Raw genomic sequence first — 11,204 nt, 5'->3', positions numbered from 1 at the left:
CTTTAAATTTTAGCTATAACTAATCAATGCTCTTTCACAAATGCACGCACCATCTGCGCCAGCGGTGTTCGTAAAACAATGTTTAAAACAACATAAATCGCACCGCCCAGCACAACTTCTAAAGCTAAATTAAGGATACTCAGCTTCAACATTGGGTCAATAACACGAATCGTTATACCCATCACTAATCCGGCTAGTAGATACTTCCAAGTTCCAGAAAAAAGCTGTTTGAAGTCCAATTCATGGCGAACAACGATCAATTGTGAAACCGTAACCGCTAATTCGGCGATTGCGGCCGCATACATGGCACCTTCAACCCCAAAGGTCAAAATTGCTGGAATACTAAAAATAACATTCAACACCGACCCTACTGTTATTGTCACAGTGTACTGCTTATTGCGGCGGGTGGGTAATAGATATTGTTGTCCAATCAAATTACTTAAGGCAATAAAAATAATCACTGGTGCTTGAATCGCCATTAATTCACCAACTTGTTGGTAGGGACGGCCATAATAAATTAAGACGAATTTTTGTGAAACAGCCATGATCCCGAATGTCAACGCTACTGACAAGCCAAGCATCACATTAGCGGATTTATATAAGTAACTTTTGACTTCATCCATCTTATTGTTACCAAATAGATGTGCCATATGTGGTAACAATACAACTCCCAGCGATGTTACCAGTGTCAGCAACAGCTGGATAATCTTATCTGACAAATCAAAAAAACCAGCCGCAGTTACATTATCTAGCTTCCAAATCAAGGTCCGGTTCAATGAAGTATACAAAGTAACAGCAATTTGCGGTAATAATAGGATCAGTGCTGGGCTGAAGTGGCGCAAAATGTTCAGCTCCTTGTACTTTGGTACCCCCACCAAGTTCTTCAAATAAGGCCACAACGTCAAGTTCCCCAGTAATTGAGAGAGTGTCAGAATCAAGATGTAAGCCCCTAAATCACTAGGTTGCTTGATCAAGGTAAAAATTAAAATAGTTGAAACAATTTTAACCAGCATGTTCCGCAAGACCGTCTTACGGAAATCTTCTAGACCCATGAAGAACCAAGAAATATCAAAGGCACCGGCAATAATCAGAAAGGATTGGAAAAAGAAATATTTCTGATATTCATATTCCCAGTTTAAAAATATCAAGAAAGCCACATAGGCAACAGCGATCGTAATGAACTTCAGGAAGGTAATCTCCCAAAAAACTTTGGTCCGCTTATCAGGGTCGTCCCGCACCGTCGCAATTTCACGATTTCCATAAATCATGATGCCCAGCTGACCTACCAGCAGAAAATAATTGACCACTGAATTCGTAGAAGTATTGATCCCAATTCCAGTTCTAGATAGTACTCTGGTAATATAGGGATAGGTAAAAAGTGGAATAATCATGTTCAGGATCTGATAGCCAGCATTATACATGTAATTTTTAAGTACTTTCATCAAAAATCTCCATCTAAAAAATATCAATCTTGTTCAGTTTAGCAAAGTTTGGCTGAAAAGAAACCTAAATTTAAAATAAAAATCATTTTACACTTTATTCACAATCAATAAAAGTCAACTAAGGCTATCTAAAAACTCCCAAAGCTTAAATAAAAATTTAGGCTTTGAGAGCAATCACAATTCCTTATACTATTTTATGATTTATATTAGATTTAATTTCTTGTAAGTAATGCCGATAAATTGCAAAAGCCGCATTATCTGAACTATCTGGAAATAAAAAATTCGGTACTTTGTCAACAGGCACCCATTCTGCAGAAGTTAGTTCTGAGGATAAAGTTAATTTTTGTTTTTTCGCTAAGGCAATAAACCCATGCATCAATACGCCAGTTTTATGAAACCAATAAGTCCCTGTAAAGTGCAAATTAGTTAGCTCAGTGATCCCCAATTCCTCCTCAACTTCACGTGCTGCTGCGGTCTCTGCAGTTTCACCAACCTGCATATATCCAGAAATAAGCGATTCATATTTCTCGGAGAGATAAGGCATCTTAGCTAGGGCAATTTCGTTAAATTCATTGTGTACTAATACCAGTACACAATCAGTGAACACGGGGAACCAAAAACGTTCACAAACTGAACAATAGGGTATTTTCCCATCATCCCCAGCAGTCTTTAAAATTAACTTTGTACCACAGGTTGGGCAAAAATTATAAGCCATGAAGTGATAAACCTCCAAATCCATATCTAGTCGATATATAGTCGTAGATTACCCCTCTTATGTATAAAGTACAAGCACACAAAGTTTAGAAGATTTTCCAGAAAGGAATTAATTAATGGAAGCAAAAATACAACCTTATCAGTATCATTTTATCAAAAAGCAAGTCCTCACCCTGGTTGAGGCCTACCAACATGTAAGTGATTTGACTACTTTACAGGCATTGCAGTCCATAACAGCTGATCGAATCCACGAGATTGTCGGTCATGATTATCCAGAAATAGCCAATCTAATTCACACGGTGTCTGACATTACATTACGCAAAAACACAGCCAACACGATCTTGGCAAATTTTAAAGATTTCGTTATTCCTTTTGAAATTCCTTCAAAAGCACGTTTAAGTAAGTTATTTGCCAAAACTAAAAAATTAAACGTTCCTGATTTTGCGCAACAATTAGACCCCCGCGACTTATCTTACCTTGGTTGGAACGATCCTGGCCAAAAACAGAAATTTATTACAGCTTATCATGATGATACCCTAATCGGCGTTCAAGGCCACTTAGCTACTTAAACGCAACCAGGATTTTGTGCAATTTGTCAGCATCATTCAGAGGTTTCGCTTTTCCTGGCAACTACAACGATAAACTATGATGGCACTTACACCAAAAAGGGCGATTATATTTGCCGTGACAGCGTGCGCTGTAATCAACAGCTCATGGATCCACTGAATCTGTGGCAATTTATGAAAAATGTACAAAAAAATTAGACTTGTTAACATTAGAAAACAAAAAAGCTGAGAAATAAACTTTCTCGGCTCTTTTTGTTAGGGAAGTAGATCTAGATATACCTTAAACTAGGATGATATAAACTCACTTTTTTTCTTTTCCGAAAATTAATTTTCTATTGAAAAGAATATAGGATACCCCTAACTTATCAACTATTAAAATATATAAGGTTAGCGCTCCAACACCAATTACCGAAGAGAGTAAAAAAGCATATCCTTTTGTTGTGGGGTTAAATAAACCACCTACTGTGACGTGCGCAATAAATAGAACTGCAGCATAGATCAAATTACAAGTAATTATTCGTCGAATTGTTCTACTTATTACTTTTACTCGATATAGTATACTTCTATAACAAAGTACACCGGTAATTAAAAATGATATCCCCGTTGCTAATATTGCACCGTATCCACCCAATACATAGACTAAGGGATATTGAAGTACAACTTTAACTATTAGTCCTGTACCTAGATAAACTAGCGCTCGTTTACTCTGGTGAGGTGCTTGAAGAACGGTTAGTCCATTTATAGCCATTGAAAGTATGATACTTTGTAAAATATTCCAAATAAGGTATTTCGGTCCCAATTGGCTAAATCCAAAAAATAGGCCATATATTTCTGGTGCCAGAAAACACGCCACTATTGCAATTGGTAAGAGAAGAAAAAGTAAATAACTAATATTTTGTTCTAAAAGTTTTTTTATTTTTGTTGGATGCCTAAATTCAGAGGCTAATAGTGGCAGACTAGTCTCTGAAATTGATAGAGCTATAGATATAATAACAGTAGTAATTTTGTTGGGATTTGCTGAAAATAATGTATATATCTGTTGAACATCAGCGGCATTAAAATGATGAGTACTTAACATAATGCTTTTAAAGAATAGCTGATCAATTAATTGCATTATGGTTATACCAGATCCAACAAAGACAAATGGCAATGATTGAACTACTAATCTTATAAATATTCTTCTAGAGTGATACATGTCTTTCAGGCCAACCTGGATATTTGGAAATTCTATCTTATTTCTGGTATAAGCTTTGACTAAGTAGATGTAACTGATTAGCGCGCCTACAAAAGAACCAAAAACACTAAAATAAACGGCAAGTATAAAACTTTGGTGAAATATAGATATTACTAAATATGTACTCAATAATATAAAAATAATTCTCGCCACTTGCTCAAATATTTGTGATACTCCAAAATAACTAAGCTCCTGATTCCCTTGAAACCATCCTCTAACAATACTCATTGATGGTAAAATTACCATTGCTGGCACCACAGCGCGTATTGCCATAATGCCATTTGTTTTTGATAAAACTGGACTGGTACTTGCGAGTAATGGCGCTATGGAGTATAAAATAAAACCGCTTAATATACCAGTTATTACCATAAAGACAAAGCCTAAATAAAACAGCTTTTTACTTTCATAGTAATTCTCAATACCATTGTATTCAGAAACCCCCCTGGCAATAGCAGAAGGAAAACCAGCCGTACCTAAAGCAATAAAAAGGGCATATGGTGTATACGCCACATTAAAAAGTGCTTGGGCAGTATTCGCATTTTGATTAGAGCCCATCATTCCAAGCCATGGAATTAAATAGGCTACTCCGACTGCTCGAGAAAATATACTACCAAAGGATAACCAGAAAGACCCTGCTATAAACTTTTTATTCACGAAGATTGTCCTTATCGATTTAATTAATTTATAAATTTTAGATTAGAATTGAAACATTTCCCAATTTTTATGTCAGCCTATAAATCTATCTTTTCAAACTGACGGGTAGCAAACACATAAAAGATAGCGCTATAAGCAATAAACAAACCTAGAATCAAAAACATAGCGATACCGAAGCCTAACCTGCCATACAGTTGGCCGTATCCATTTGGAAAAACGTATCTTAAAGACTGTAATCTCGGTGCAATATAACTAACAAGTGCAAAAACAACACTGACTAAAATCGTGACGCCATTGTTAAATTTAATTGACATAGCTGTTGATAAAATAACAATTAAAATAGACATACACAATATCCCTGAAATAGTGACGATAACATATTTCAAATCACTACTATGACTGGGGAAAAAAGTACCTGAAGTATATGCTAAGTTCTTTAGATATCCATAGTAAGTAATTAAACTTGTAAAAAATAAGGCTACAAAGGAACTAAGGTAGATAGAAACGAGAGCAGCAATTTTAGCGTTTAGAATTTTACTTCTCTTAATATCTTTAAATAGATAGATTACACTGGAACTAATTTCGTCATGAATACATGTAGTGGTTAGATAAATCAAAGCTATCGCTGGCAACGTAAGTTGGTATTGCACATTTGTGACAGCACCAAAGAATTCTAAAAAACTCATTGATCCCTTAGGTGCGCTTAATTGCATAAAGTTTGTATCAAACATGTCCACTAGTATCAACATTAGAGGAAAAGCGCAAAAAGCTAATAACAGTTTTGTTTCCTTTTTTTTATACATAATTCTAAACATAGGTTTATATAAATAATTCATTATTTAGTCTCCTCCTGAAAATAATCTTCCAACTGATCTTTGGGATAAGAGATTTGTTTGATTAAGTTACCTTTAGATAGAATCAAGAAAATCTGGTTCTTAATTTTATTATCTAACGCTTTAGGCAACATTAATTTATTTCCCACAGTTGACCATTGAATATAGGACGCAAATTTTTGTAGAGATGACTTGATTTCAGGATTAATTTCAGTTAATTCAATAACCATTTGATCCTTATTCAAATTAAATTTATTACGTAATTTTCCTGCTTCGATAAATAAATATCGATTACATAGACTTTCTAGCTCACCCAATTGGTGACTAGAAATGATCATTGAAACCTTTCTAGTTTCTGACCACTGATGCAATATTTGAATTAACTTTTGAACGCCGATCGGATCTAAACCAACAAAGGGTTCATCCAATACGATAAAGCTTGGCTCTGTAATTAATGCCAGTGCCAACGAAACACGCTGCTTCATCCCAAAAGAAAAATCTCCTGGTTTTCGATTTCGTACTTGCCACAAATCCACTAGTTTTAAAATACTCTCTATATTCTGTTGATAGCTTAACTTCTGGTGAATCGTCAAATAAAAGTTTAAGTTTTCAAGAACCGTTAAATATGGGTAAAATACTGGTTTAATCATGATACCGAATTCATCTAAAACATTATTTTGTTCAAATATATCCTGATTCTGATAAATAACTTTACCGTTTGAAGGTCTGATAGCCTTGGTAATAACCTTTAATAAGGTACTTTTCCCCGCGCCATTTTTCCCGATCAATCCCACAATATCGCCTTCATTAACTGAAAGGCTGACATCCTGCAGAGAGTAAAACGAATTTTTTGCATATTTTTTACTAACATTTGTAATATTAAGCATCTGTATACCTCGCTTTTATATATCATTACCTGTAGCAACAGAATTGACATCAGTTTACTTGTAACGTGACAATTTTAAAATCAAGTGAAATAACCTGAAAACTAGAATTCACAAAACCAACAACGAAAAGAATTATACGATACCAGCATTATTTAATCAAATTTATTTTTATATTAAATATACAATTAACGTTAATATGATTTGTAAAAATAGGATAATTAAGCCAAACTAAAAGCCCCACAAGATAGGCATTAATCCGTGTCTCGTAAGGCTATATACTAATTTTAAAAATCAACCGATCTATTTTTTTCTAAAGTGAAGACAGACTATGTTTCAATAATTTAATTTCCTGACCCGATATTTTAAAATTTACATCTCCGATAAAAGTAATTGCCGGTTCATTCTCATTAATATCCTTGATGTTTTGGAGATTTACTAGTGTCGTGGCATTTAACCTAAGGAACTCCGGTAGCTGTCTAGCCACAAAATCGAGAGAGTCATGAAATTCAATCACAGACTTTCGTGTATATACGATAATTTTTTGGGAATCATGGGAATTTTGAATATACAGAATTTGATCAACATCAATTGTGTAATCATGTTGCCCGATACTATAACTAAATTTCTCCTTACTAGCTATTGCCGCCGTAAGATCCTGTTTTAATTGTTCTTCAATGTAAGCCAAGCCTTTATTTTTCTCTATGTAATCTAATGGCATAATTTTCCGTTCAATTGCCAGAGAGGAGAACTCTTCATGGCTAGATATAAATACAATTTGAGCCCTGGAATTTTGACGTCTAATTTGTTCTGCTAAATCAATACCCTTTATTTCTGAATTTGCAAATTCTACATCAAGAATATAGAAAATTGGTTGCGTAGTATTCATCTTAGCAAAACTTTGTAGCGTATTGGGGCTAGATGTAGCCAAAGAGAGTTCTACACCCTTATCCGGATTGCTCTCTCGAAAATTGCCAATGATAACCTTATAAAGTGACAATAATTGTACATTGTCTTCACAGATAGCTATTTTCATAACGTGCCTCCTTTATATGTTTATTTTTAACTAATTGACTGTTATAATATAACATATACGTGATTTTAAGTCACAATTATATTATAAAATGCTTTTGCTTAATTATCTATGAAACTAAATAGGTTAATGTGAATGTTATCTCTCCGTGGTTTTTGGCCACACTAATTAATAAGTTTTCTGAATCATCAACAAGTTGTTTTACCGTCGATAAGCCCAAGCCGTGGGTGCGCCCCTTGGTTGAATACGTTGACTTAAATATTTGCTGTAAATCTAATTTTTCATCTTTATCAAGAGCATTACGCCAAATCAATTCGACTGTATCACCACCATTTAATACGGCAAAAGATAGGTTCTTAGTACTATCACGAACTGCCTCAATTGCATTATCAAAAAGAATGCCCATAATCTTAGCTAATTTAACACTATCAGCCTTACTAATCTCTGGAACTGATTCGATTTCTAGATCAACGGCAATATTTTGTTCTTCCGCTTCAAAAAGTTTATTAATGACCATGCCCTTTAAGATTTCACTTTTAATATTATCGATCATTTCATATTCATTAGTGACACTTTTACGTACAGGCAGGTGTTTCTCTTGAGTTAAATCTTTAATTAACAACTCGATATCTTCAAAATCTGATTTTTGTAGCAAAACACTGATTGTTAACAAGGTATTTTGAAAGTCATGTTTAAATCGTCTCAATTCCAAATTTTTAGCTTCAAGGTTTTTCAAATACTGAAGCATATCTGCTTGTCGCCGCTGTTCTAATCGCCTTTTTAAATTCTGAGTGATTATCTTTAGCGCAACCATTACAATAGTAGCTATGACTACTAATAACAGAACAATCATGAGTATAATTCTCGGCATCATTTTAGTTTTTAGATTCTGAATTTGAGCAACGAAAATTGAACTTATGAATGGGATCGCAACAACCAGGAGTAAAGGGAAAATGATTAAGTTGGCTTTAGTCGAAGTAACATCTAATAATCGCCATCTCTGAATTAAGAATATGAGGCCCCAGGTACCGGCATAAACAAATATTGCTGCTAATAGCATATTAAATAGAGCAAATGGCAGCCATCGAATTAGTCCGCTTGCCGGAAGATAGCGGATAACTTTTAAGGAGATTAGCCCTGTCACGTTTGTTGCGAGTAAAGTTGTTATAATCGCTGTTAAAGCAATATTAGCTTTATTGACTAATTTTAATTTTTGCCACTTTACAATGAATATAGTGCCTAGTGGTAAAAGCAAAATATTTATACCTGTAAACAGGATAGAATCTAGCAAAGTGCTGACGACGATCAGCCCAAAAATCGTTAATAGGTTCCTTTTGGTATAATCTATTTTGACCATTTGGTACACACAAAAGAAGTATAGAAAATTAGAAAATATTTCCAATGAAAGACTCACACTGGTGGGTGTGGCCATAACTAGTCCCCCCCTTCTAGTTGTAAATTTATAAAATTTAGAGGTGAAATCACGATGTTTCTCGGCAACATAATTACTGAAACCAGAAAGCAGCAAGGTATGACACAATTTGAACTAGCTGATGGGATTTGTACACAAAATACCATCAGTAAAATTGAAAAACATAACATTGCGCCAACCGTAAAAATATTAGTCCAGCTTTGTCTACGCCTTAAAATCACGTTAAACGATGTCTTTTCGGACTTTAATGAGCGCGGCAGCGAAGTTGTCGACCTTTTGATCAGTGTAGAAAAAGCACTTTTATTGAATCGTCCGGTGAAGGTCAATGATCAGATAGCTATCATTAAAAAGGCCACCTTAAATTTACAAGAACAAATACAGTTCAATTTGATTACAGCTTTACAAAAAATAATGACTAATCAATATTCGGATAGCCTGTTTGATTGTGATAAAATTCTAACCCTCACTAAGAACGATTCCTATAACATTTACACTTTGCTTGCCTACACCATAAAAGGTACAGCTTACTATAAACTTGAAAAAATCGAAGAAGCAACTTATTTCTATGACTTAGTCAGCAAGGCTACAAAGGCAAACAGCCAAATCGCCAATAGTACAGCTTTAGAAGTATGTTATATTTCCGATTGTATTAGCCGTTTTTATACGGCAAAAGGAAATCATAAATTATCAATGCAATATATCAATCGGGCACTTCAACTCAATAAAAAAAATGGCACGGCTTATTTCATTGGTAATTTATTGCATACAGCTTATCTAAATGCACAAGCGCTCAAAGTTTCTGAGGGTAAAACCGCTCAATTGAAAGCCTACGCTGATACTTTTCTTTCATATGATCAAGATCAAAGTAACCTAATCGAAACGCTAATTGATTAAGCGCAAAATAATTCAGCGACGGATTGATATCACTTCCAAAACCGATCCCACTACACTTTTTATTTTAGCATAACTCCAAATTTAACAATAATTTACCTTTCATTCAGCCTGAACCATCTTGACCCACTGGATCAATTTTGCCAGTCGAGCTCGTGGTGTTTTGGTCTGTTGCGATGTTGCTTGTAACTGCTTCAATTGACGTTCATACTTCTTGCTTTTAGCCAAAATATCGGCAGCTTTTTGCCAAGAAGTTTGATTGAGACTTAGATCCCGATCATCAGGGTTAAACTGCCGCTGTGCTTCAATTTGGTTCTGTTCGGTCTCTAAGTCATCGATGGTCCGATCAATTTGGCTTAGGCGTCGGGCCATTCTTTTAGTATCTTGAATACTGTGATACTGGTAGCCATATTTATTCTGATAGTTTTTGTGATAATAATAGCTACCACCGACCAATAGTAAAAGTATTGCTATAAGTCCCAGCCCTATTGCTTTCTTTGATCTCACGTAAAATCCCCCAGTTTTCTGTCCTTTGGTGCCCATTATACCGAATAAAGGTGTCAAATTAACACCTACAATTCACCTAGATTTTATTGACGGCTGTGAATCATTATGATTTAATGAGAATAATTAATAATCGAGGAGGAATACAGTGATACTTTTACGGACGCAGCTTTCAAAAACTAAATTTAGCTTTAGCAACTTTAGCTAGCGTCCGTATCATTTTAGATACGGGCGATTCTCCATTTACCCGTGTCTAAAGTCGCCAAGCTGTAATTTCCAATGCCGACTAGACACTAATCTAGTCAGTAAACTTGCGATAACCTAAGTAGCCGACTAGAAATATTTTTGTTCTAGTCGGTTTTTTTATGACCTCGAATTAGTTTTTGAAGGGAGTCGCATGTATGTCATTGTCACAAGCACCCGCCACGTCAAGGTCTATGCTCATTCACACCCTCGGACCTACTACTACAGATAGCTGCTTAGCTATTCAGACTTATCTTGCCCAGCAGCATGTAACTGCTCAAATTCAATTACATCCTAATTACGAGACTATCTTAACGCATTTAACCGATTACAAATCTGAATACTTGTGGATCCCTGCCGCTTTCCAATCGCAAGTCTTACACGAAACTTGGGGTGATATCCATTATTGCCAGTTAGATCATTTAGATTTACAAACTAGTTTTACCAATCAATTAGACCAGCTCTTACTACTTGAAAATACCTTGGTGACCAATCAAATTGCCTTTACCCATGCAGCGACTGCCAAATTGTTATTGCAGCAGCTACCTGATGCCGTAATTAAAACAAGCCCTAGCAAATATCAAGCTTACCAAATCTTTCTTAATAATCCCGTTCGCTATGTTCTGACCAACGCTAGAATTATTACCTTGCGAGCGACTGATCAGATTTTAAAAGTCTGGCAGCCAAAGATGGTTTGGTGCTTATATCAAATTATTTAGTACTTTCGACCCCTTTCAACAATTTCTCAACGCGCGTATAATAATTGAGATAAAT

The 11,204-nt window shown here is 35.2% G+C and carries 11 protein-coding genes; 3 read left to right on the top strand and 8 right to left on the bottom strand.

Translation table 11 applies throughout. The features are described from left to right. Window positions 1-23: 23 nt before the first annotated feature. On the bottom strand, window positions 24-1,442 hold the full coding sequence (locus ACNAN0_RS12930; protein ID WP_416353502.1) for an oligosaccharide flippase family protein: 1,419 nt from the start codon (window positions 1,440-1,442) through the stop codon (window positions 24-26). Window positions 1,443-1,626: 184 nt separating this feature from the next. Continuing rightward, on the bottom strand, window positions 1,627-2,157 hold the full coding sequence (locus ACNAN0_RS12925; protein ID WP_230914564.1) for an NAD(+) diphosphatase: 531 nt from the start codon (window positions 2,155-2,157) through the stop codon (window positions 1,627-1,629). Between the two features lie 115 nt (window positions 2,158-2,272). Between ACNAN0_RS12925 and ACNAN0_RS12920 the strand changes: the two genes are divergently transcribed. Then, window positions 2,273-2,725 carry a hypothetical protein gene (locus tag ACNAN0_RS12920; RefSeq protein ID WP_416353501.1) on the top strand — a complete coding sequence of 151 codons (453 nt, stop codon included), beginning with the start codon at window positions 2,273-2,275 and terminating at the stop codon, window positions 2,723-2,725. Between the two features lie 298 nt (window positions 2,726-3,023). On the opposite strand, the gene ACNAN0_RS12915 is transcribed toward ACNAN0_RS12920, so the two are convergent. From ACNAN0_RS12915 to ACNAN0_RS12895, 5 genes are all read right to left on the bottom strand, one after another. After that, a complete protein-coding gene (locus ACNAN0_RS12915) occupies window positions 3,024-4,610 on the bottom strand; it encodes a polysaccharide biosynthesis C-terminal domain-containing protein (protein WP_416353500.1) in 1,587 nt (528 codons plus the stop codon). A 77-nt stretch (window positions 4,611-4,687) separates the two neighbouring features. After that, window positions 4,688-5,446, bottom strand: a complete 759-nt coding sequence (locus tag ACNAN0_RS12910; protein ID WP_416353499.1) for a hypothetical protein — start codon at window positions 5,444-5,446, stop codon at window positions 4,688-4,690. Further along, window positions 5,446-6,330 carry an ABC transporter ATP-binding protein gene (locus ACNAN0_RS12905; protein WP_416353498.1) on the bottom strand — a complete coding sequence of 295 codons (885 nt, stop codon included), beginning with the start codon at window positions 6,328-6,330 and terminating at the stop codon, window positions 5,446-5,448. The genes ACNAN0_RS12910 and ACNAN0_RS12905 overlap by 1 nt, the downstream gene beginning before the upstream one ends. A 310-nt stretch (window positions 6,331-6,640) precedes the next feature. Further along, on the bottom strand, window positions 6,641-7,363 hold the full coding sequence (locus ACNAN0_RS12900; protein WP_416353497.1) for a LytR/AlgR family response regulator transcription factor: 723 nt from the start codon (window positions 7,361-7,363) through the stop codon (window positions 6,641-6,643). A 106-nt stretch (window positions 7,364-7,469) separates the two neighbouring features. Then, window positions 7,470-8,717: a sensor histidine kinase gene (locus tag ACNAN0_RS12895; protein ID WP_416353496.1), complete on the bottom strand. Its 1,248-nt coding sequence runs from the start codon at window positions 8,715-8,717 to the stop codon at window positions 7,470-7,472. Window positions 8,718-8,846: 129 nt separating this feature from the next. Here ACNAN0_RS12895 and ACNAN0_RS12890 point away from each other — a divergent pair, with 129 nt between their 5' ends. After that, window positions 8,847-9,686, top strand: coding sequence for a helix-turn-helix domain-containing protein (locus tag ACNAN0_RS12890; RefSeq protein WP_416353495.1), 840 nt, complete (start codon window positions 8,847-8,849; stop codon window positions 9,684-9,686). Window positions 9,687-9,785: 99 nt separating this feature from the next. Here the strand turns inward: ACNAN0_RS12890 and ACNAN0_RS12885 are convergent, their stop codons facing one another. Then, complete coding sequence (locus ACNAN0_RS12885) at window positions 9,786-10,190, bottom strand: hypothetical protein (RefSeq protein WP_416353494.1); 405 nt, start codon at window positions 10,188-10,190, stop codon at window positions 9,786-9,788. 398 nt (window positions 10,191-10,588) lie between these two features. Here ACNAN0_RS12885 and ACNAN0_RS12880 point away from each other — a divergent pair, with 398 nt between their 5' ends. After that, a complete protein-coding gene (locus ACNAN0_RS12880) occupies window positions 10,589-11,149 on the top strand; it encodes an amino acid biosynthesis protein (RefSeq protein WP_230914561.1) in 561 nt (186 codons plus the stop codon). The last annotated feature ends 55 nt before the right edge of the window (window positions 11,150-11,204 follow it).

Source organism: Agrilactobacillus fermenti (assembly GCF_047943045.1).
Classification (GTDB): domain Bacteria; phylum Bacillota; class Bacilli; order Lactobacillales; family Lactobacillaceae; genus Agrilactobacillus; species Agrilactobacillus fermenti.
This window is presented reverse-complemented; position numbering and strand designations above follow the sequence as displayed.

What these genes read in the sequence shown, in the direction of transcription:
- ACNAN0_RS12930 (WP_416353502.1), bottom strand. Translation starts at nt 1,442, where the DNA reads ATGAAAGTACTTAAAAATTACATGTATAATGCTGGCTATCAGATCCTG.
- ACNAN0_RS12925 (WP_230914564.1), bottom strand. Translation starts at nt 2,157, where the DNA reads ATGGCTTATAATTTTTGCCCAACCTGTGGTACAAAGTTAATTTTAAAG.
- ACNAN0_RS12920 (WP_416353501.1), top strand. Translation starts at nt 2,273, where the DNA reads ATGGAAGCAAAAATACAACCTTATCAGTATCATTTTATCAAAAAGCAA.
- ACNAN0_RS12910 (WP_416353499.1), bottom strand. Translation starts at nt 5,446, where the DNA reads ATGAATTATTTATATAAACCTATGTTTAGAATTATGTATAAAAAAAAG.
- ACNAN0_RS12905 (WP_416353498.1), bottom strand. Translation starts at nt 6,330, where the DNA reads ATGCTTAATATTACAAATGTTAGTAAAAAATATGCAAAAAATTCGTTT.
- ACNAN0_RS12900 (WP_416353497.1), bottom strand. Translation starts at nt 7,363, where the DNA reads ATGAAAATAGCTATCTGTGAAGACAATGTACAATTATTGTCACTTTAT.
- ACNAN0_RS12895 (WP_416353496.1), bottom strand. Translation starts at nt 8,717, where the DNA reads ATGGTCAAAATAGATTATACCAAAAGGAACCTATTAACGATTTTTGGG.
- ACNAN0_RS12890 (WP_416353495.1), top strand. Translation starts at nt 8,847, where the DNA reads ATGTTTCTCGGCAACATAATTACTGAAACCAGAAAGCAGCAAGGTATG.
- ACNAN0_RS12880 (WP_230914561.1), top strand. Translation starts at nt 10,589, where the DNA reads ATGTCATTGTCACAAGCACCCGCCACGTCAAGGTCTATGCTCATTCAC.